20 protein-coding genes are annotated in these 20,103 nt (G+C 55.6%); 10 read left to right on the forward strand and 10 right to left on the reverse strand.

Features of this window, described 5'->3' with window-relative positions:
- Positions 1-8 precede the first annotated feature (8 nt).
- Both kdpA and kdpF read right to left on the reverse strand, forming a co-directional pair.
- On the reverse strand, positions 9-1,703 hold the full coding sequence (gene kdpA, locus ACKLNA_RS19640; RefSeq protein ID WP_408986807.1) for a potassium-transporting ATPase subunit KdpA: 1,695 nt from the start codon (positions 1,701-1,703) through the stop codon (positions 9-11).
- Positions 1,704-1,711: 8 nt separating this feature from the next.
- A complete protein-coding gene (gene kdpF, locus ACKLNA_RS19645; RefSeq protein ID WP_007963673.1) occupies positions 1,712-1,801 on the reverse strand; it encodes a K(+)-transporting ATPase subunit F in 90 nt (29 codons plus the stop codon).
- A 302-nt stretch (positions 1,802-2,103) separates the two neighbouring features.
- On the opposite strand from kdpF, the gene eat reads away from it, so the two are divergent.
- Positions 2,104-3,468, forward strand: coding sequence for an ethanolamine permease (gene eat / locus ACKLNA_RS19650; protein ID WP_408986808.1), 1,365 nt, complete (start codon positions 2,104-2,106; stop codon positions 3,466-3,468).
- A gap of 118 nt (positions 3,469-3,586) precedes the next feature.
- Entirely contained in the window at positions 3,587-3,754 is a 168-nt protein-coding gene (locus tag ACKLNA_RS19655) for a DUF2897 family protein (protein WP_065257130.1), read from the forward strand.
- A gap of 46 nt (positions 3,755-3,800) precedes the next feature.
- Here ACKLNA_RS19655 and ACKLNA_RS19660 read toward each other — a convergent pair whose 3' ends face one another.
- Positions 3,801-4,652: an urea carboxylase-associated family protein gene (locus ACKLNA_RS19660; protein WP_408986809.1), complete on the reverse strand. Its 852-nt coding sequence runs from the start codon at positions 4,650-4,652 to the stop codon at positions 3,801-3,803.
- Positions 4,653-4,827: 175 nt separating this feature from the next.
- On the opposite strand from ACKLNA_RS19660, the gene ACKLNA_RS19665 reads away from it, so the two are divergent.
- A complete protein-coding gene (locus tag ACKLNA_RS19665) occupies positions 4,828-5,385 on the forward strand; it encodes a TetR/AcrR family transcriptional regulator (RefSeq protein WP_408986810.1) in 558 nt (185 codons plus the stop codon).
- On the opposite strand, the gene fabF is transcribed toward ACKLNA_RS19665, so the two are convergent.
- From fabF to ACKLNA_RS19690, 5 genes are all read right to left on the reverse strand, one after another.
- A complete protein-coding gene (gene fabF / locus ACKLNA_RS19670; protein ID WP_408986811.1) occupies positions 5,382-6,656 on the reverse strand; it encodes a beta-ketoacyl-ACP synthase II in 1,275 nt (424 codons plus the stop codon). The genes ACKLNA_RS19665 and fabF overlap by 4 nt on opposite strands.
- Positions 6,657-6,688: 32 nt before the next feature.
- Entirely contained in the window at positions 6,689-7,483 is a 795-nt protein-coding gene (locus tag ACKLNA_RS19675) for an SDR family NAD(P)-dependent oxidoreductase (protein WP_408986812.1), read from the reverse strand.
- Between the two features lie 217 nt (positions 7,484-7,700).
- Positions 7,701-8,036: a ComEA family DNA-binding protein gene (locus ACKLNA_RS19680; protein WP_408986813.1), complete on the reverse strand. Its 336-nt coding sequence runs from the start codon at positions 8,034-8,036 to the stop codon at positions 7,701-7,703.
- A gap of 110 nt (positions 8,037-8,146) precedes the next feature.
- A complete protein-coding gene (locus tag ACKLNA_RS19685; RefSeq protein ID WP_408986814.1) occupies positions 8,147-10,141 on the reverse strand; it encodes a polysaccharide biosynthesis protein in 1,995 nt (664 codons plus the stop codon).
- Positions 10,142-10,221: 80 nt separating this feature from the next.
- Complete coding sequence (locus ACKLNA_RS19690) at positions 10,222-11,259, reverse strand: MraY family glycosyltransferase (RefSeq protein ID WP_408986815.1); 1,038 nt, start codon at positions 11,257-11,259, stop codon at positions 10,222-10,224.
- 321 nt (positions 11,260-11,580) lie between these two features.
- On the opposite strand from ACKLNA_RS19690, the gene ACKLNA_RS19695 reads away from it, so the two are divergent.
- The 7 genes from ACKLNA_RS19695 to ACKLNA_RS19725 are packed head-to-tail and all read left to right on the forward strand — an operon-like array spanning position 11,581 to position 17,592.
- A complete protein-coding gene (locus tag ACKLNA_RS19695) occupies positions 11,581-12,600 on the forward strand; it encodes a glycosyltransferase (RefSeq protein ID WP_408986816.1) in 1,020 nt (339 codons plus the stop codon).
- Positions 12,600-13,757, forward strand: coding sequence for an NAD(P)/FAD-dependent oxidoreductase (locus ACKLNA_RS19700; RefSeq protein WP_408986817.1), 1,158 nt, complete (start codon positions 12,600-12,602; stop codon positions 13,755-13,757). Before ACKLNA_RS19695 ends, ACKLNA_RS19700 begins: the two co-directional genes overlap by 1 nt.
- Complete coding sequence (locus tag ACKLNA_RS19705; RefSeq protein ID WP_408986818.1) at positions 13,754-14,491, forward strand: glycosyltransferase; 738 nt, start codon at positions 13,754-13,756, stop codon at positions 14,489-14,491. The genes ACKLNA_RS19700 and ACKLNA_RS19705 overlap by 4 nt, the downstream gene beginning before the upstream one ends.
- Complete coding sequence (locus ACKLNA_RS19710) at positions 14,488-15,435, forward strand: aldo/keto reductase (protein WP_408986819.1); 948 nt, start codon at positions 14,488-14,490, stop codon at positions 15,433-15,435. Before ACKLNA_RS19705 ends, ACKLNA_RS19710 begins: the two co-directional genes overlap by 4 nt.
- Positions 15,436-15,450: 15 nt before the next feature.
- Positions 15,451-15,822 (forward strand): GtrA family protein, encoded by a 372-nt coding sequence (locus ACKLNA_RS19715; protein WP_408986820.1) that lies wholly within the window; start codon positions 15,451-15,453, stop codon positions 15,820-15,822.
- Between the two features lie 32 nt (positions 15,823-15,854).
- Positions 15,855-16,349 carry a hypothetical protein gene (locus ACKLNA_RS19720; protein WP_408986821.1) on the forward strand — a complete coding sequence of 165 codons (495 nt, stop codon included), beginning with the start codon at positions 15,855-15,857 and terminating at the stop codon, positions 16,347-16,349.
- Entirely contained in the window at positions 16,330-17,592 is a 1,263-nt protein-coding gene (locus ACKLNA_RS19725) for a hypothetical protein (RefSeq protein ID WP_408986822.1), read from the forward strand. Before ACKLNA_RS19720 ends, ACKLNA_RS19725 begins: the two co-directional genes overlap by 20 nt.
- Before the next feature lie 523 nt (positions 17,593-18,115).
- On the opposite strand, the gene ACKLNA_RS19730 is transcribed toward ACKLNA_RS19725, so the two are convergent.
- Together ACKLNA_RS19730 and cysC are read right to left on the reverse strand one after the other, a co-directional pair.
- Positions 18,116-19,495, reverse strand: coding sequence for an FAD/NAD(P)-binding protein (locus ACKLNA_RS19730; protein WP_408986823.1), 1,380 nt, complete (start codon positions 19,493-19,495; stop codon positions 18,116-18,118).
- Positions 19,492-20,085, reverse strand: a complete 594-nt coding sequence (gene cysC, locus ACKLNA_RS19735; RefSeq protein ID WP_408986824.1) for an adenylyl-sulfate kinase — start codon at positions 20,083-20,085, stop codon at positions 19,492-19,494. Before cysC ends, ACKLNA_RS19730 begins: the two co-directional genes overlap by 4 nt.
- Positions 20,086-20,103 lie beyond the last annotated feature (18 nt).

A 20,103-nucleotide genomic window follows, 5' to 3' on the forward strand; every position in this document is an offset into this window, starting at 1 on the left:
TGGATTCCTTAGAAGCCCATGCTCAGGTGTTCGGCAATCGGGCCGAGCGCCAGGGTCGGCAGGAAGGTCAGGCCGCCCACCAGCAAAATGGTCACGGTCAACAGGGTCACGAACAGCGGGCCGTGGGTCGGGAAGCTGTTCTGGCCGATCGGCGCGGTTTTCTTCATCGCCAGGCTGCCGGCCAGGGCCAGTACCGGGAGGATGTAACCGAAGCGACCGATCAACATGCCAAGGCCCAGCATCAGGTTGTGGAACGGGGTGTTGGCACTCAGGCCACCGAACGCCGAACCGTTGTTGGCACTGGCCGAGGTGTAGGCGTACAGCAGCTGGCTGAAACCGTGGGGGCCGGGGTTGCTGATGGTCGCCGCCGGGCCAGGCAATGCAGCGGCAATCGCCCCCAGTACCAGCACGCCGACCGGCATCACCAGCAGGGTCACGACCAGCAATTGCACTTCGCGGGCCTGGAGTTTCTTGCCGAGGTATTCCGGGGTGCGGCCGATCATCAGGCCGGCGAGGAACACCGCGATCAGCACGTTCAGCAACATGCCGTAGAGCCCGGCACCGACGCCGCCGAAGATCACCTCGCCGACCATCATGTTGACCAGCGCCACCATGCCGCTGAGCGGGTTGAGGCTGTCATGCATGCCGTTGACCGAACCGTTCGACGCCGCCGTAGTGGTCACCGACCAGAGCACGGTGGCGGTAGTGCCGAAGCGCGATTCCTTGCCTTCCAGCGGCGCGGTCTGTTCGACGGCCACGTTGTTCAGGGCCGGGTTCGGCTGATACTCGGCCCACATCGACGTAGCGCCGCCGATCAGGAACAGCGCGAGCATGCAACCGATGATGGCGCGGCTCTGACGCAAATCCTTCACGTAGTGACCGAAGGTGAACACAAGCGCGACCGGGATCAGGATGATCGAGGTGACTTCGAACAGGTTGCTCCATGCGGTCGGGTTCTCGAACGGATGCGCCGAGTTGACGCCGAAGAAACCACCGCCGTTGGTGCCCAGCTGCTTGATCGCAATCTGGCTGGCTGCGGGGCCGAGCGGGATCACCTGATCGACGCCTTGCATCGTCACCGCATTCACATATTGCGCGAAGGTCTGCGGCACGCCCTGCCATACCAGGTACAGCGCCAGCAGCAGGCACAGTGGCAGCAGGCCGTAGAGGGTGGCGCGGGTCATGTCGGCCCAGAAGTTACCCAGGGTCTTGGCCGATTTGCGACCGATGCCACGGCACAACGCAACGAGCACGGCGAGGCCGGTGGCGGCGCTGACGAAGTTCTGCACGGTGAGACCGGCCATCTGGCTCAGGTAGCTGAGGGTCGCTTCTCCGCTGTAGGACTGCCAGTTAGTGTTGGTCATGAAGCTGACGGCGGTGTTGAACGCTTGCGTCCACTCCTGGCCCGGCAGGTTTTGCGGGTTCAGCGGCAGGTGATCCTGGAACAACAGGATCGCGAACAACAACAGGAAACCCGCGAGGTTGAACGCCAGCAGCGCCAGCGTGTACTTCTGCCAGCTCTGTTCGGCTTGCGGATCGACCCCGGCAATGCGGTAACAGCCGCGCTCGACCGGGCCGAGAATCGGCGTCAGCCAGGTGCGCTGACCTTCCATCACCTTGTAGTAGAAGCGCCCGAGGAACGGCGCCGGCAGCAACACCAACGCGAAAAACGCGAGGATCTGCCAATAGTCATAACTGTGCATAGCAGCTCCTAGTTCCGGTCCGCGCGCAACAGCGCAACCAACAGATAAATGAACAGCCCCGCTGCCAGCAGCAGGGACACCCCGTCCAGAACGCTCATGGAAGATCTCCGTGTTACGGCGTATTGCCGCGTGTGGAGGCATTGTCGGAAAGGAGGCTGTAAAGGAACGAGACCGAGGGTGCGGGCGGGGCATAAAGAATGCGTAAAGAGTGGGTTTATGCCTTCTTTACGACTGCTCTCGAGGGCCGACGCACCTGACTGGCGCACAGAAATGTGGCTATCGAGTCGCGAACATCCCCGATACGACAGCTTTCAGCCCATTGCGACCCGCCAATACAAAATGGCACGCCCACTGCACACGCCCTCCCCCGAGCTTTCCAAACCGTTCAGGGAGCAAACACATGAACACACAACTCAAACCCACGCTGGGTACGCTGCATCTGTGGGGCATTGCGGTGGGGCTGGTGATTTCCGGGGAGTATTTCGGCTGGAGCTATGGCTGGGGCGTCGCCGGAACATTGGGCTTTCTGGTGACCTCGTTCATGGTCGCGACCATGTACACCTGCTTCATTTTCAGCTTCACCGAACTGACCACTGCGATTCCGCACGCGGGCGGGCCGTTTGCCTACAGCCGCCGGGCTTTCGGTGAAAAAGGCGGATTGATCGCAGGCCTGGCGACGCTGATCGAATTTGTCTTCGCCCCACCTGCCATTGCTTTGGCAATTGGCGCCTACCTCAACGTGCAGTTTCCCGCCCTCGATCCGAAACACGCAGCGGTCGGCGCGTATATCGTGTTCATGGGGTTGAACATCCTCGGTGTGAAACTGGCGGCGACCTTCGAGTTGATCGTCTGCGTGCTGGCCGTCGCCGAGTTGCTGGTGTTCATGGGCGTGGTCGCACCCGCCTTCAGTTTCAGCAACTTCGCGCTCAATGGTTGGGCCGGCGCGGACGTGTTCGGCGCACCGGCGATTGCCGGGATGTTCGCGGCGATCCCGTTTGCGATCTGGTTCTTCCTCGCGATTGAAGGCGCGGCCATGGCGGCCGAAGAAGCCAAGGATCCGAAACGCACGATTCCCAAGGCTTACATCAGCGGCATCCTGACCCTGGTGCTGCTGGCGATGGGCGTGATGTTCTTTGCCGGCGGCGTCGGCGACTGGCGCACCCTGTCGAACATCAACGACCCGCTGCCACAGGCGATGAAAGCTGTGGTCGGCGACAATTCCGGCTGGCTGCACATGCTGGTGTGGATCGGGCTGTTCGGTCTGGTGGCGAGTTTCCACGGGATCATTCTCGGCTACTCGCGGCAGTTCTTCGCCCTCGCCCGCGCGGGTTATCTGCCCGCCTCGCTGGCAAAGCTGTCGCGCTTCCAGACGCCGCACCGGGCGATCATCGCCGGCGGAATCATTGGCATTGCGGCCATTTACAGCGACGGCCTGATCAATCTCGGCGGCATGACCCTCACCGCCGCGATGATCACCATGGCCGTGTTCGGCGCCATCGTGATGTACATCATGAGCATGCTCAGTCTTTTCAAGCTGCGCAAAAGCGAACCGAATCTGGAGCGGACTTTCCGCGCGCCGTGCTACCCATTGATCCCGTTCATTGCGCTGGTGCTGGCGATCGTGTGCCTGGTGGCAATGGCCTGGTTCAATGCGCTGATCGGCCTGATTTTCCTGGGCTTCATGGCGGTCGGCTTCGGCTACTTTTTGCTCACCGGGCAATTGCGCGCGAACGCTCCGGCGGACACCATGCTGACCGGGCTTTAACTGCACCGGGCATAACAGGCCTAAAATGGAACCACTGCGATTTCCCATCGCTCAAACGTGGTAAGCAGCATCGCCGGCGAAATCCTCGCCCGGCGACCTGCCATTAAGGAGAGCCGCTATGCCCTGGTATGCCTGGTTGATTCTGGTCGTTGCAATCGGCTCGATCGTGGGGGGTCTGATGATGCTGCGCGACACCGCCAACAAGGTCGAACTGACCGAAGAACAACGTCAACGCGTTGCCGAGCGCAATGCCGAAGCGGACATCAAGGACGCGCAGGACCGCTGAACGAAAAACCCCGCCTGAATCGGCGGGGTTTGTTTTTTTATCGCGGTCACTTTTCCCATTCGGCCCTGGCAATGTGCAAGCCATGCAGGCCTTTGTACGCCGCGCGCTCCGGTTGGCTCCAGCCTTCGAGCAGCGCATCGTCCAGACGATAGATTTCCACGCCGAGCGGTCGGCACACGGTCAGCGGATCCTGCGCGTCCGGGCCCCACATCGCCAGCGACAGATCGCCGCCGGGACACGTCGACAGCGCACACAGCAAATCGATTTCCGCGAAGAATTCCAGATAATCGCCCTTCTGCGCCGGGCAGGCCTTCATGAAGTACAAGTCATCGTGATTCAGACCCGTGCACTGGAAAATGTTCAGTACGTCATGCACATCGAATTCGGTCAGGCCGTGCGGTAGTACGGCGCGGGTCAGGTTAGAGTGGCAGTGGTGGTGGAAATCTTCGCCGGTGAGCATCTTGTTCACGTAGGGATCACAGCGCGTACCGAGCAAATCGTGCAGGCGCCCGCCATGCTCATCGATGCCGTAATCGGCGAGGCTGTCGTCGGTAATGGTCACCAGCGGTCGCAGAAAAGGTAGGTTCGACCAGAGGCGGTCATGGGTGCTGACATGGGCGCCCTGCAGTTGCCGAGTGCGCGCCGCCCACATCCGTTCACGCGGATCGTGGGCATTCCACACATTGAAGTCGCCCACCTGAGGCCCCACCGGTGTGGTGACACGAAACACATGGCCCGCCGGAACATGCCAGGCGCGGCCGGTGCGGATCGGCACTTCGAATTGCTCGATCAGGGTCCGCGCGTCCTTGCGGTCGCGAATCCGCTCGTAGAACGGTGCATCGACCTGCAAGGCCGAGCCCTTACTGACTTGATAGGCGGCCGGATAGTCTTTGTACATGGTTCTCCTGCTCCTTCGGTGATGGCAACTTTGTGAGCTGCAACCACTATCCGTGCCAACCGTTGATGGCTGTTACGAACTTGTTGGATTCAACGGCAGGCTTTTTAGAAGTAGAAGTACAGTCACCATTCAATTTTCATTGGTTAAGATGGTGATCCTGTTGCGGAGAGTTTAAATGCGTTACTCGCAAGATCATAAAGCCCAGACCCATCAGCGCATTATCAAGGAAGCATCCGAGCGCTTCCGCAAGGACGGCATCGGTGCGACCGGTCTGCAACCTTTGATGAAGGCGCTGGGCCTGACCCACGGCGGCTTTTATTCGCATTTCAAATCCAAGGACGATCTGGTCGAAAAAGCCCTGCAAGCGGCTGGTGACCAGGTTGCAGGTTTGTGCGAGGAGCTGTTCGCCCAGGAAAAACCGCTGGAAGCCTTCATTGATACGTACCTGTCCGAATGGCACCAGACCTCTCCGCATGAAGGCTGCCCGCTGCTGACCATTTCTTCGGAACTGGGATTGCGCGGCCAACCTAGCCCGACCAGCGACGCCGTGCTGAAAGCGCGTCTGGATCAGATCCAGAACACCCTCGAAGGCGAGAACGCGGCCGAACGCAGCATCGTCATCATGGCGACACTGGCGGGCGCGCTCCTGCTCTCACGCAGCGTCGCGGATGCCGGGTTTGCCCAACAGATCCTCGACGTCACCCGCGAACACCTCAAGCGCTCCGAAGACTAAGCCTGCCAGCGCTTGAACAGCACGCTGGCATTGACCCCACCGAAACCGAAACCGTTGGACAGCGCGTATTCGATCGGCATTGACCGCGCCTGACCGTGGACAATGTCCACTCCTTCGCTGGCCGGGTCGGGATTGTCCAGGTTGAGGGTCGGCGGAGCGGTCTGGTCGCGGATAGCCAGCAACGTGAAGATAGCTTCGAGGCCACCGGCAGCTCCCAATAAATGGCCGGTGGCGGATTTGGTCGAGGTCACGGCGATCTTGTTCTGCGTCCCGAACACCGACTTGATGGCCGCCAGCTCGCCGAGATCGCCAACCGGCGTCGAGGTCGCATGCGCATTCAGATGCTGCACCTGATCCGGCGCGATACCGGCTTGAGCCAGCGCCAGCGTCATGGCTCGTCGAGCTCCGCTGCCGTCTTCCGGCCCGGCAGTCAGATGATAGGCGTCGGCGCTGGTGCCGTAGCCGACCAGTTCGGCCAGTGGCTTTGCACCACGGGCCAATGCGTGATCCAGCGACTCGATCACCAGCAACCCGGCCCCCTCGCCCATCACAAACCCGTCACGCCCGCTGTCGAACGGGCGCGACGCACGCTCGGGCGTGTCGTTGTAGCCACCGGAGAGCGCCCGCGCCGCTGCAAATCCGGCGAGGCTCACGCGGTCGATGCATGCTTCCGCACCACCGCACACAGCAATGTCGGCCTCGCCGGCACGAATCAGCCGAGCGGCGTCACCGATCGCCTGCACGCCAGCGGCACACGCGGTGACCGGCGCACCTAGCGGCCCCTTCAGACTGTGCTGGATCGAGACATGGCCCGCCGCAAGGTTGACCAGAAACGAAGGGATGGTGAACGGCGACAAGCGACGCGGACCACGGCTGTCGGTGGTGCGCACAGCATCGGCAATTGCACCGAAGCCACCGACACCGGAACCGATGATGGTCGCCGTGCGCTCTTGAGCGTGGGAGTCAGACGGATGCCAGTCAGCCTGCTCAAGCGCCTGCCGTGCAGCCTCCATGGCAAACAGAATGAAACGATCCATCTTCTTCTGTTCTTTGGGCGGCGTCGCCCGATCCGGATCGAAACCGGCTTCGGCGTCCTCCTCCATCGTCGGCACTACGCCACCAACCCGCGTCGGCAGATCCGCAACGACCGCCTCCGGCAGGTTGCGTAATCCGGATCGCCCGGCCAGCAAACGCTGCCAGACAACTTCGACGCCACTTCCCAAGGGCGATACCAGGCCCATACCCGTGACAACTACTCGACGCTGATCCATATCGGGTTGACCTCTCACGACTCAAAAGTCATCTACTTGTATCGGCTGGCCGCCGAGCTGTGGGACAGATTGGGGGCCATCACATGACGTGCAGCAACGAAAGCTTGCCATTCATTGGCATCGGGCAGCGAAGGAATCGTCACGAGTTCGCCCTGGTCCAGACCCGACAGCGCCGCATCCACCATCTCGCCTGCCTCCATGACCATCTCAGCCGGAATACCGCTGGCATCAAAACCGGAACGCGCCCAGATTTCGGTGCGGGTAACACCTGGCAATACCGCTTGTACCTTGACCCCGGTGCCTTCGAGTTCCGTATTCAGCGATTGAGTGAGGCTCAACACGTAGGCCTTGCTGGCACTGTAGGTGGCATTGAAGCGCTCGGGGAACAAGGCGACCACTGACGCGATATTGATGATCGTGCCGCGCCCGGCGCGGGTGAACGCGGCTGCCGCTGCGGCTGCCAGGCGAGTCAGGGTTGTGACATTCAACTGAATCAGTTGCTCCAGCACCTCGGGGTCGGCGTTGGCCAGCAACCCATTGACCGCTACCCCCGCATTGTTGACCAACAGGCTTATGCCGGAGTCGCTGCGCAGGCGCTGCTCAAGCTTGAGCACTTCATCCTTTTGCGTCAGATCGGCCTTGAGCACTTCGACCTGAACGCCATGGTCGTTTCGCAATTTGCTGGCAGCAGACTCCAGGCGTTCCTGATCGCGAGCCACCAGCAACAGATCAAAACCACGCGCCGCCAGACGCTCGGCATACACCGCACCAATGCCGGAAGAAGCGCCCGTGACCAGCGCCGTACCTTGGGATTTCGGGGAATTCATGACGATACTCCTGGAATACGTAAGGGATGAGCGACCGCTGAAAAGCAGAGGCTTCAGTGGCGACTGAAATTATTATAGGCATAATTTAAAGGCAATATGATAGCCGTAATTTTCCACTTTCCGACGGAAAGTCAATTGACCCTGCTGCGACGCTTCAAGGAAGCTGGAAACAAAAAGGGCCGGTCAATGACCGGCCCCTTGGCGTTGAACAATCAGCTTAGTTCACTTCCAGCTTGTCGCGATTGCGATCCAGGATCGCCTTGCCAATACCTTTCACCTCCAACAACTCATCCACCGATGCAAACGGCCCGTTTATTTCACGATAAGCAACAATCGCTTTCGCCTTGGCCTCACCCACTCCTGCCAGCTCCTTTTGCAGAGTGGCCGCGTCGGCACCGTTCAGATCGACCTTCTGATTTTCAGAAGTGGCTGACGTGTTCATCACCACGGGAGCCTTGTTCGCTTCGGAGGAAGCCAGAGGCGCAGCAATGGCGGCAATCGAGGCGCTGGTCAGCAAGGCAAAAATCAGGGAGTAGAAATATCCGGTACGCATAAGTGACGCTCCATCATCAATTGAGAAAGCAGCTTTTCCGAAGCTGCTCTCCAAACTTAGGCGATGATGGGAGCCTGTCAAAAACGCGTCCGTTACAGGATGTGAAACAATCAGGGTTCCAGGCGGCGTTGCTGATAGATCCAGTCAACTATCTCGCCATCAGGGGTATACCCGCTGACCGTCTCTCTCAGCAACTGACGAACCCTGGAATAATCATCGCGCTCAACGGCGTCCAGCAACTCACTCAATCGCGCCTTCAGGACATCCCAGGACAAATGATCCTCATTGGCCGTCATGATCATCGGATGGGAAGTGGCTGCCACGTTGTCGCCAATCAACAATTCTTCGTAAAGCTTTTCCCCTGGTCGCAGGCCGGTGAATTCAATGGAAATATCGCCTTGGGGATTGCGTTCTGAACGGATACTCAAGCCGGAGAGATGAATCATTTTCTCCGCCAATTCGACGATTCTCACCGGTTCTCCCATATCCAGCACAAACACATCGCCACCCTGTCCCATCGAGCCAGCCTGAATGACCAGCTGCGCTGCCTCAGGGATGGTCATGAAATAACGGGTGATTTTCGGGTGTGTGACCGTCAGGGGACCACCGGATTTGATCTGGCTGTGAAACAACGGAATCACCGAACCGGACGATCCCAGCACATTACCGAAACGCACCATGGTGAAACGGGTCTTGTTGACGCGGGAAACATTGGCCTTGTCGCCGAACAACACCGGCGCGACTTCACGACTCAAAGCCTGAAGCGTGAGCTCCGCAAGGCGTTTGGTGCTGCCCATGACATTGGTCGGACGGACAGCCTTGTCAGTCGAGATCAGCACAAAATTCGAAACGCCCGACTGCAGCGCCGCTTGCGCCGTGTTGAGCGTGCCAATCACGTTATTCAACACGCCTTCGGCGATGTTGTGCTCGACCATCGGCACATGCTTGTAGGCCGCCGCATGATAAACGGTGTCGACCTTCCATGTTTTCATCACATCCAGCAGCTTGTCCTGATGGCGGATCGATCCAAGGATCGGCAACAGACGAACGGGTGTCGATTCACGACTGCCACGCTGTTCGAGTTCAGACAGAATGCTGTAAAGGTTGAATTCGCTGTGTTCGAACAGCAGAAGCGTGGTCGGCTGCAAGGAGAATATCTGCCGGCACAGCTCCGATCCGATGGATCCCCCTGCCCCGGTGACCATCACGGTCTTGCCCTTGATGCATCGCTCGAGCAAATCCGGCTGGGCCGGCACCGCATCACGCCCCAGCAGATCGGCAATATCGACTTCTTGAATGTCTTCGACTTTTACCCGGCCACTGGCCAGATCGGTAAAGTTGGGGACGCTGCGAACGTGCAGCGGGAAACCTTCCAGGAGGTTGAGAATTTCCCGACGGCGGGCACGTGTCGAGGAAGGCAGCGCCAGAAGAATTTCCTGGGCACCGGTCACGTCGATCATTTGCTGGATATGTTTGGGCTTGTAGACCTGCAGGCCGGAAATCGAGCGGTCCGAGATACCCGGATCATCATCGATGAACGCCACGGGACGCAGCACCCGGCCCATGCGAAGTGCCGCAACCAGTTGATTGCCCGCCACGCCGGCACCGTACACTGCCACTTTCGTCAGCCCGTCGTCACGGTTGGTGAAGGGCACGTGCTGGGCTGCGGTAAACCAGTCGCCCATGAAATATTGGCGCATGCACAGGCGCAGGCCGCCGATGATGACAAGGCTGAGCCACCAATAGTTGAAAATGATGGAACGGGGAACCACGGCCTCGTGGTTGCTGTACCAATAAACCACCAGCGCCAGGATCAGCGATGAAAGACTGACGGCCTTGACGATCGCGATCAGCGCATCGTTACCGAAGTAACGCATGACTGCACGGTACATTCCGAAGCGGATGAAAAGCGGAATTGCAACGATCGGGGCACTGACGAACAACCAGAAATGTACTTTAAGCGGGTTGTACATATCGTCGATGCCGAGCCGGACGATGAACGCAAGCCAAAGAGAACCCCAGACCAGAAACACATCTGTGGCAACTTGAATCAGTCGTTTTTGCCTGCGTGGCAAACCTAACAAAAAGGCGCGTAATTTATCCATAAACCTCAACCGACCAGGCACGTTGGCCTACTTAATCCGCCTTCATTGTACGTAATAATTAGAGGCCAGACGGATTTTGTCTAACGATCCTTGCCCTGCACAGTTTTGACTTCAGACTCACCCGCATGAAACTTTACCGCCAGAACCAGCAATGGCACATAGGCAATTATCAGGCCTGCCGCTCCATCCAGCCCCGCCACTACTACGGCGATGGCAACCGGCAGTAGCCACAGCACATTGATCAACGCCACGGCTGTGGTCACCGGCAAATGCCTTCCATAAACCCGCGAGGCGTATTGGTAGGCATGACTTCGATGAGCTTCATACACCTTCTCGCCTCGCAGCAAACGCCTTAGCAACGTAAACGTCGCATCGACGATAAACACGCCCGGCAGGATCAGCCATGCCCACAAGAGATCCGGGCTGAGCGATGCCGCCTGTAGTGCAAAGACCCCCAAAATAATTCCCAGAAATCCGCTTCCGGCATCACCCATAAAAATTTTTGCCGGTGGAAAATTCCAGACCAGAAACCCCAGGACCGCCATTGCCAACAGCAATGGCGCCCAGACAAAACCCTCATGACCGGTGATCCAATAGAGAAGGCAGGCTGAACCACAGACACTGATTGCCTCGACGCTGGCCAAGCCGTCGATTCCATCCATGAAATTGTATAGGTTCAACATCCATACCAGATAAAAAAGTGCGAAGACATTGCCGACCCAGCCTGGATCCAAGGTCATACCAAACACTTCCACCGGTGCCAGTCCGCCGGTCCACCACAACACCCAGGCCGCCGCAGAAAAATGGCCGAGCAAACGCCAGCGAGCCGCAATATGGCCATGATCATCCATGAATCCGATCACCGCCACCAAGCCGCCCGCACCGGCAGCGCCCAGAAAAAAGCCGGAATCGATCAACCCTGCTGACCACATTGCCACCAGGCCAGACAAAAAGGTCACGACGATCGATACCCCACCACCACGCGGAGTGGGAACAGTGTGAGAGCTGCGATCATTCGGCACGTCGAGCATGCTGCGAGCCAACGCATATCGGCGAAGGCCGGCAGTCAATGCAAACGAGAGGCCGCAGATAGCAGGTATGAGCCACCAGAAAGTCATCGAGTACATCACTCCAAAAGGTAAAACATGTCACACGTGATGCCCCACGCTCTCTTTGATGAAACAAGTGAGCAGGCAAATGAGGGGAGACGGCGGCAGGCCGCGCCCGGTGCACCAAAACGACTTAGGATACACGACGGATTGTCCCTCGGATGGCTGCCTGCAATCGTCGTGAGTAGCGGATAGGGTGTTTTTGCAGGTTTTCGTGCGGAAGGCCACGAACGAAAAGGATGACGCGACCTACCTTGCAGATTAAGATTACGGGCTTTTTTTTCGAAATAATGGACGACAGCCGACGGCTGACGTCTCGAGGGACTTTAAATGGTATTTTTTCCGGTATTTCTTTCGGTTGTCTTTGTAGTGCGCAACCAATCTAACCATATTGGAAGTATCCTGGCAGACGCAGTTGAACGGATGTCCACGCTCGTTAGCGACTATGAACTTATTGTTGTCGATAATGCTTCGGATGACGACAGCATATCGATACTAAAAAGCCTGACTGGCGAAAACGGCCTGCCAAACTTGCAAGTCTATGCACTGACCAAAGAGGTCGATGCCGATACCGCATCGTGGGCTGGCCTGGAAAATGCCTTGGGCGATTTCGTCGCGGTGATTGATCCGCTCGTTGATGACATCGCTTTCTTGCCTGAAATGCTGGACAAGGCAGTCAGCGGTGCAGACGTGGTTTTTGCCAAGAACAAACAGAAACCCGCACAAAGTCTCGCTTACGAAGTCGCCTATTCGGTCTTCAACAAAGTCTACAAATCGTTCAACGGCATACATCTTGCCACCGAGGCGCCGCAATATCGGGTGCTCAGCAAACGCGTCATCAATTTCATCCTGCAACACCCTCAACCGTCGGTAACCTATCGACACCTCCCGGCGACAGGCGGTTTTGCCCGTGCCAATCTGAACTACAGTTCCAGCCCCCGGGTTACACAGAAAAAACGACTGCGCGAAAGTATTGATCGAGGCATGCTCCTGTTGGTGTCGACCACTCGGGCGCCGATGCGGCTGGTTACTTCCCTTTCGCTGTTTGGAGCAGTCGCGAATCTCATCTACAGCTTCTATGTGGTCGCCAGTGGCCTTCTCAAAACAGATATTGCACCGGGCTGGATCAGTCTCTCCTTACAGCAATCCGGTATGTTTTTCCTGATTTCGCTGGTGCTCCTGGTACTGGGTGAATACATCCTGCACATGACCAGCCTGACCAATGAAGGGCCGCTCTATCATATTGCCCAGGAGTTCACCAGCGCGCGCATAACCCGCCGGGAAAAGCTGAATATCGAAGAAGTCGCATCGCCTGCAACGCCTCAAACCTCCTCAGGCAGAATGGCGTGATGTCGACGACCAATATGCAGGATGCGATCGTTATCGGAGGGGGATTCTACGGCGCAGCAATCGCGGTTTACCTTGCCAGACAACGCGGGATGAAACAGGTCACGCTTATCGAGCGCGAATCTTCGCTGTTGAGCCGGGCCTCTTATAACAATCAGGCTCGCGTACACAATGGCTACCACTACCCGCGCAGTTTCACCACGGCTTACCGCAGCCGGATCAACCTTCCGAAATTCGTTCAGGACTGGCCTGAAGCCGTAAAACAGGACTTCACCAAGCTGTATGCGATCGCGCGACGCAATTCGAAGGTTACTGCCAACCAGTTCGAACGCTTCTACAGGGAAATTGGAGCAAAAATCGAACTAGCCAGCCCTGCACTTCGATCTCTATTTGAGCCTCGGCTGATCGAAGAGGTTTTTCTGGTTGAGGAGTACGCATTCGATTCGACCCAACTTGCCAGATGGGCGTTAAGTGAACTGCAGGAGAGCGGTGTCCGCATTCGCCTGAATACCCAGGCCATAGCTATTGCCAACAGCCCGAATCAGTCGCTGAACATTACACTGGCCCCCGAAGGCAAAGATCGGGAACAGATCAGCGCTCGATACGTCTTCAACTGCACCTACAGTGGCCTGAACCAGTTTGGCGGCGACTTTCCTGGCACTCGCACTGCGTTGAAACAGGAAATAACCGAAATGGCGCTCATGCGAATGCCGCCAGCACTCAGCGATCTGGGCATCACCGTAATGGATGGACCGTTCTTTTCCGTTATGCCCTTTCCAGCTCGCGGCTTGCATACGGTTTCGCATGTTCGCTACACGCCCCATCTGCACTGGGCCGACGACCCCAATACAAATCCCTATCAAAAGCTGGACGGCTACCAAAGGGATACCCGGGTCGATCGTATGATCCGCGACATTGGACGCTACTTGCCTTCAGTACTGGGCTCCGAATACATAGACTCACTCTTCGAGGTCAAAACCATTCTCAGCAAAAATGAAGGTGACGATGGCCGACCTATTTTGTTCGAGAAACACGAAACCCTTCCGGGCTGTTATTCCATCCTGGGTGGCAAGATCGACAATATTTATGACGTGCTGGAAAAGCTCGAGACTGAAAACCTGTCCGGCGCGCAAATCACTTCTTCCGAGCAAGCACAATGAACTCGCTGATTGAAATTACCATCCCGGTCCTGAACGAAGAGTCAACACTGGCCGAACAGGTTCGTAAAACCCACGATTATATTCAAGCCAACCTGAGTGATATCGGCACCATTCGCATTGTCCTCGCGGACAATGGATCCACCGACCGAACTCAAGAGATCGCTCTGGAGCTGGAAAAAAGCCTGTCCGACGTTCGCTACCTGCGCCTTGAACAGCGCGGAGTCGGTCGTGCGCTCAAAGCGTCCTGGACACAATCGAGCGCCGATATCGTCGGCTACATGGATCTGGACCTGGCGACCGACTTGAGCCACCTGCGCCCGGCGCTCGAAGCGCTGAAAGCCAACAAGGCAGATATCGTGACTGGCTCGCGCCTGGCCAAAGGCGCCAAGGTCATCGGGCGCAAACCCCTCAGAAACGTTACCAGCTTTGGCTTTAACCTCATCGTCAAACTGATTTTCCGAACGTCATTCAGCGATGGGATGTGCGGGTTCAAATTTCTCCAGCACAGTGTTCTCGCCCCTTTGATGCAGACAGGCGCCAACAGTGACGGATGGTTTTTTGCAACCGAGTTGCTGATCACCGGCGAACACTTGAAATACCGCGTGATGGACCTGCCGGTCACCTGGACTGATGATCCGAACTCGAAAGTGAAAGTGCTCAAACTGACCATCGAGTACCTCAAAGCGATGTTTTCCCTGCGCCAACGCCTGCACAACTCAAAGCGTGAAGCATGAAGAACTCGAATCTCTCGCCAGACCATAAACAGTTGGTATTGGGCACCGCCCTCTGGGGCTGGGGTATTGACCGCGCCCAGGCCTATGAGTTGCTCGAGCAGTTTTTGCTCAGCGGCGGAACAATGGTCGACACCGCGACGAACTACCCTATCAACAAGCGTCAGGAGGACTTCGGTCTCGCTGTTCGCTGGATTGCTGACTGGGTCAGGCAAAACCCCAAATCCAACCTCGCACTGACTGTCAAAATCGGTTCGAAGGACAATATGGGTTCGCCTGACGTCAGTCTGGGCCCGGATGATATAGATCGCGCGGCCAGTACCCTGCACAGTCAATTTGGTTCGGCACTTTCCTGCGTTTCGATCCACTGGGACAATCGCTCGGATGACAGCATGTACGGCGCAACCATCGCAGACACCGTCGACGCCATGTCCAGGCTTGACCAGCAGGGTCTCGGTATCGGTCTTTCGGGAATCAAGCATCCCGAGCTGTATTACAAGGCCAATCCGTCGCTCTCTCGCAAATGGGCCATTCAGGTCAAAGAGAACCTCAAGACCCATGCTGCTCGCGCAGCTTACGAAGCCTGGTTTCCCGATGCAAAGTATCTGGCCTACGGTATCAATCTGGGTGGCCTTAAGACCGAAGCCAGCAAGACGAACAGCTCGATGGAACTGCGCAACATCAGTATTCCTCAGGCGTTTACACAGAAACTCGTCGACTTCATCAACGAGCCGCATGCATTCGAACCAAGACCCACAACGCTCAATGAGCTGGCGCTCGCCGCTTCCTTCGTAAACCCGTCACTGTCCGGGATAGTCATTGGCCCCAGAAATACCGACCAATTAGACAATACCCTCAGCTATTGGAAATCGCTGCAAGCACAAGCAGGCACAAGCACAGGGCAGAAAATCTTCACTCGACTGTTCGAAGAATTACCGTCCGACTAGGAAGACTCGCTGAAAATGCAACCGCTCAAATTCATATTTGCAGGCGTCGCCAATACGGCCATCGGCTATGGCGTTTTCCTGCTACTTGTCACATTGCTGGACATGAACCCTTCCTATGCGAATGCCATTGGCTATGTGATTGCCTTGATAGCCGCGTTCATCCTCAACAAGACTTTTGTGTTCAATCAATCCACCACTGATCGAAATACGATACCGAAATTCATTGTTGCTTTCGGCATTGCTTTTGGAATCAACCAGCTGGTGTTGATCTCCGGCTATCGCCTGGCGGGACTGGATCCGAAAATCGCGCAAGTATTCGCAATGATCTCTTATACCGCGGTGTTTTATATATTGAATAAAAAATTCGTATTCAGCGAAAACAAATAATTAGATTCTGGCAACACACATGGGGCTCCGACGTGCCAAAATATTTTTCCTCAATGTTAAAAAAAACATTTGATCCCTGGGCAATAGGATATGTGCTAGCGCTGCTAACAGCCATACTGATAGGCGCCGCACTATTTCTTGCAAATAACACCACAGAGCGCAAACCCCTTCCCCCGAAAGAAAACTACATACCCGAACTGAAAGCCAACTTTGATAAATGTGAGATAGGCGCCTTCTGGATATCCGCCAGCGGGTGGGCACTTCTGGACCTACCCGATGACACCATTAAAATACACCTTTTTGCCAGCGGCGACGGAGGAGCAATAAAACTACTGACAAGACGTATTTACAGAAAAGATGTAAGCGACTTCCTTAAAATAAAAAGCAAGTTCCACCTCCATGGTTTTCACGTTTCCGGCATTGCATACAACCTACGCCTTTACTACGGAAAGTCGCTTGAATTATATGTCGAAGATTCTAAAGGTGTAATGCACTACGGAGGCGCAAATGACTGCACCAGCAAGTAACTACTCACGATACAAAATGCTTTCTTTTCTGCTTTTTCTAGCAGCATTTTATCTGAGCTTCTATTTCTCCCTGAATTTCAATCCTTTCTCGGACGACCAGACTTTCCTAGAAGCTGCAACTTCAGGAACTCCCCTCCTGCAATACTTATCTGAACGCTATTACACCTGGACAGGGCGTATAGCAATTGAAAGCATTATGTTTTTAACCATTGCAACACCTTCACTCTGGAAATTGGCAATTCCGACTTTTTTACTGCTGGCCGCTTATTCCACTTGGAAATCTTTTTTATCGGATAAAATTGATTACAACCATGGGATTCCGCTCTGCCTGTTTTTCCTGCTGCTCATCAATCCTGCCATTCTCGGCACTACCGTTTTTTATGTAACTGGCTTTTATAATTATCTTCTACCGATCTCTTGCGGTCTGTTCGCAACTGCCATCTTCATTCGACCTAAGAATTTTTCCACCGTCGAGAAATTTATAGCCATTCCGCTAGCCTTCATCGCCTCTCAATCAGAGCAGGTCGGCATCTCGATGATCGGAGCATTTACAGCCTTTCTCATTTGGGATCACAAGAACCTGATAACCTTTAGAGTCACGTTATATTTGGTTGTTAGCGCTGGCTTCACCCTACTGATCACAGCCCCCGGAAACTATCTTCGCCTGGCCTCAGAAGTACTTTACATGCCGGAATTCAAGGATTACTCATTCTTGAGAAAGGTTTTGACGGGTTTTGATGTATTCAATGCTCACTATGTTGATCCTGGCAATCTCTACCCTAAAGCAATTGCATTGCTTCTCGTCCTGCTTTCGATAGGGAAAAATTTTGCATTCAAACGAACTGCATTAATACTACTCATGTGCGGAGCTTTCCAGGGTGGCATCTTCTCCTACATATTTCTAACCGGCGACAACGAATATTACTCCATTCGATATTTGAGCTCCGGTTTTGGACTTGCATATTTCTCATCTTACACGCTATCCATTACATCACTGATCAGCATGATCTATATAATGAGAAAGACCCTCAATGCAAGCTCTGCATTTTACCTTGGCGCACTTCTAGTGCTATTACATACAGGCGCAACTACTATCGTAGGGCTATCCCCCACTGCGTACGAGTCCGGATCCAGGGTTTTACTAACCGGAGATATTATCAGCCTCGTGCTGATCTGCTTACTGCTCAAAAATACCATAGAGTGCTACTCCAACCGTATTTCAAAGCTTCCAAAAATTTGTTAAAGCTCTAAAATCGAGCGCTGCCTTTCGGCAGCGCTCGGGTTCAGCTCTAACTTTCAGTATTTGACGAACCCAAACTACGCTGCCGAGCATCAGCCAACCGACTGATGACCAAGATGATGCCCTGTACACCCATCGTATTCGTGTAAACAATAAGCGAGCATCCGCCACGTTTCCAAACAATGCCGAGCCGGAAAAATAGAAACCCGCTAACAAGAAGATTACTATAACTTCGACATTGATCTTGTTACGACCAAGCGTATTGGTTTCCGCATAAAAACAATCCTGTCCTTATGAACGGCAGCCAATCCGAAAACCAGAATCAACGAGTGCAACAACGATGAATAAAAAGCGGCTCCTTTAAGACATATTGGAGTCAAGAATCTCACAATCCGTCTGCCCAGCGTCTGTATTTCCAGCCAGGCCGACGAATTCGCCCAAGTTTGAAGGGAGGCCTGACTAAAGATCGATCAATAGGATTTACCGCTACGGTGCCAAGCCGCGGGAAAGGCTGGCACCGTGCCTGTCATTTCCCGATGTCGTTGACCAACTTGACTGCCAGATTTTTAGAATATTGCCGTAACTCAGGAACAGCGGTCGCTTCCCAGTAATCAGCCTTCAGCATCGGTCCGACGTAATGCAACCACGAGGAGCAAGCACCTGAAGTGTTTTTTACGGCCAGTTGCCCGTCGACGCACAATCCCAAACCGAGAGAGTCAACCTGTATCAGGCCATCCGCGCAGAGCTGCTGGATAAGCGGATCGTTCACTCGATACAAGTTGGTCGTGGGGCCAGTGCAATTGATAACTTGCTCGACTTCCAACTCTTCGAGTCTCTGTTCGTCGCGCGTTTGAATACCAACGCGTAAATGGTCGAGGCCGGCTGTGACGTTTTTGATACGCCCTGCCAGGAATCGAATTTGTCCGCTCGCCAACGCCTCTTCAAAACGCTGGTACGCCACCGGGGCCACTCGATGACGGTGGACATCCCAATATGGCTGGAGATGACGCAAGAAACGCCGACGCTCGGCAAGGGGTAACCGCCCCCACAATTGCGCCGTGACAGGACGCAGGGCCGCAACCCAGTCACGCCAGTCCAGACCTGAGTGCTCGGAAGCCTTGATCGCGCCTCGCAGCAATTGAACGTATGCACGCACCGAAGGCGTCGAACGCAAGAGTCGGCCGGCAAAGTCGGCCGGGACTTCCTCAACCGTGCGTTTCGATCGATGAGGCAAAGGACGCAGCCCGCGACGAGAAACCATATAGATAGGGCCTTGATGTCCGCTTTGCAGCAAGCCCAGCGACACATCAAGAGCCGTGAGCCCGGAACCCACCAGTAACACAGGGTGGTTCAGATCTGCAGATTTCCTCGAAACGCCAGCCCACGGATCGGACTGGTACCGGTCGACACCCATCGACGAGCAGAATCCCGGAGGGTCGAGCGGCGAAAAATTGCCGAATGCCAGAACTACCTGGTCAGCAATAATGGACTGACCGCTGGCCAATTCGACAACAGCTCCAGACTGCCGGGGTTGAAGGCTTCGGACTTCAGCAACAATGCGTTCCAGCGTCACGCCCTTTGCACAATGCTTTTCGGCATCATCCAGAACCGACGTCAGATACTCTCCATAAATCTTGCGCGGAATGAATGACGATGCCGTACAGGCAGGATCCCTCGCCTGGCAGAAGCGCAGAAAGTGCTCAGGGTCATCGACGTCCGCACTCATATTGCCCGCAGGCACATTGAGCAGGTGTAACGGGCTGTTGGTACCGTACGCCAATCCTCGCGCCATGGTCCCGGAGCGGTTGATGAGTACGACTCGGACATCGGAGGGGCTGCGACGCAAGAATTGTGCTGCCGTTACTGCACCGCTGAAACCAGCGCCAATGATGACGAGGGTTTTCATTGATCAAACCTTTTATCCAGATATTCCAGCACTCTTGCGATGGATTCGGACAGGTCTTCGGCAACGGTGTTGATGCGAATATCCGGATTGACCGGTGCCTCATAGGCAGAGTCGATCCCGGTGAAGTTCTTGATCTGGCCCGCCCTTGCCTTGCTGTAGAGTCCTTTCGGATCGCGTCGCTCACATTCTTCCAGCGAGGTATCGATAAAGACTTCGACAAATGCTTGATTGCCGATGACGTCACGCGCCATGGCGCGATCACGATGAAACGGAGAAATGAACGCGGTGATCACGATCAACCCCGCGTCGATGAGTAACTTCGACACTTCTGCAACACGTCGAATATTCTCGACGCGATCAGCATCGGTAAAACCCAGATCCTTGCACAAACCCATGCGCAAGTTGTCGCCGTCCAACAGAAATGTGTGCCGGGCCTTGGCCACGAGTGCCTGCTCCAGGGCATTGGCGATCGTCGACTTGCCCGAGCCGCTCAAACCCGTCAGCCAGATAACAGCCGGTTTTTGCCCCTTTACCTGAGCTCTTGCCGACGCACTGATGGCGGTAGCGTGAAAAACCAGATCCTTGCTCATACGATTAACCTTATTCGA

The sequence above is a fragment of the Pseudomonas sp. UV AK001 genome (assembly GCF_046097675.1).
Taxonomy (GTDB): Bacteria; Pseudomonadota; Gammaproteobacteria; order Pseudomonadales; family Pseudomonadaceae; genus Aquipseudomonas; species Aquipseudomonas kribbensis.

What these genes read in the sequence shown, in the direction of transcription:
- ACKLNA_RS19680 (WP_408986813.1), bottom strand. Translation starts at nt 8,036, where the DNA reads ATGCGTACCGGATATTTCTACTCCCTGATTTTTGCCTTGCTGACCAGC.
- ACKLNA_RS19655 (WP_065257130.1), top strand. Translation starts at nt 3,587, where the DNA reads ATGCCCTGGTATGCCTGGTTGATTCTGGTCGTTGCAATCGGCTCGATC.
- kdpF (WP_007963673.1), bottom strand. Translation starts at nt 1,801, where the DNA reads ATGAGCGTTCTGGACGGGGTGTCCCTGCTGCTGGCAGCGGGGCTGTTC.
- ACKLNA_RS19700 (WP_408986817.1), top strand. Translation starts at nt 12,600, where the DNA reads ATGTCGACGACCAATATGCAGGATGCGATCGTTATCGGAGGGGGATTC.
- ACKLNA_RS19695 (WP_408986816.1), top strand. Translation starts at nt 11,581, where the DNA reads ATGGTATTTTTTCCGGTATTTCTTTCGGTTGTCTTTGTAGTGCGCAAC.
- ACKLNA_RS19705 (WP_408986818.1), top strand. Translation starts at nt 13,754, where the DNA reads ATGAACTCGCTGATTGAAATTACCATCCCGGTCCTGAACGAAGAGTCA.
- kdpA (WP_408986807.1), bottom strand. Translation starts at nt 1,703, where the DNA reads ATGCACAGTTATGACTATTGGCAGATCCTCGCGTTTTTCGCGTTGGTG.
- ACKLNA_RS19675 (WP_408986812.1), bottom strand. Translation starts at nt 7,483, where the DNA reads ATGAATTCCCCGAAATCCCAAGGTACGGCGCTGGTCACGGGCGCTTCT.
- eat (WP_408986808.1), top strand. Translation starts at nt 2,104, where the DNA reads ATGAACACACAACTCAAACCCACGCTGGGTACGCTGCATCTGTGGGGC.
- ACKLNA_RS19685 (WP_408986814.1), bottom strand. Translation starts at nt 10,141, where the DNA reads ATGGATAAATTACGCGCCTTTTTGTTAGGTTTGCCACGCAGGCAAAAA.
- fabF (WP_408986811.1), bottom strand. Translation starts at nt 6,656, where the DNA reads ATGGATCAGCGTCGAGTAGTTGTCACGGGTATGGGCCTGGTATCGCCC.
- ACKLNA_RS19690 (WP_408986815.1), bottom strand. Translation starts at nt 11,259, where the DNA reads ATGACTTTCTGGTGGCTCATACCTGCTATCTGCGGCCTCTCGTTTGCA.
- ACKLNA_RS19725 (WP_408986822.1), top strand. Translation starts at nt 16,330, where the DNA reads ATGACTGCACCAGCAAGTAACTACTCACGATACAAAATGCTTTCTTTT.
- cysC (WP_408986824.1), bottom strand. Translation starts at nt 20,085, where the DNA reads ATGAGCAAGGATCTGGTTTTTCACGCTACCGCCATCAGTGCGTCGGCA.
- ACKLNA_RS19710 (WP_408986819.1), top strand. Translation starts at nt 14,488, where the DNA reads ATGAAGAACTCGAATCTCTCGCCAGACCATAAACAGTTGGTATTGGGC.
- ACKLNA_RS19730 (WP_408986823.1), bottom strand. Translation starts at nt 19,495, where the DNA reads ATGAAAACCCTCGTCATCATTGGCGCTGGTTTCAGCGGTGCAGTAACG.
- ACKLNA_RS19660 (WP_408986809.1), bottom strand. Translation starts at nt 4,652, where the DNA reads ATGTACAAAGACTATCCGGCCGCCTATCAAGTCAGTAAGGGCTCGGCC.
- ACKLNA_RS19715 (WP_408986820.1), top strand. Translation starts at nt 15,451, where the DNA reads ATGCAACCGCTCAAATTCATATTTGCAGGCGTCGCCAATACGGCCATC.
- ACKLNA_RS19665 (WP_408986810.1), top strand. Translation starts at nt 4,828, where the DNA reads ATGCGTTACTCGCAAGATCATAAAGCCCAGACCCATCAGCGCATTATC.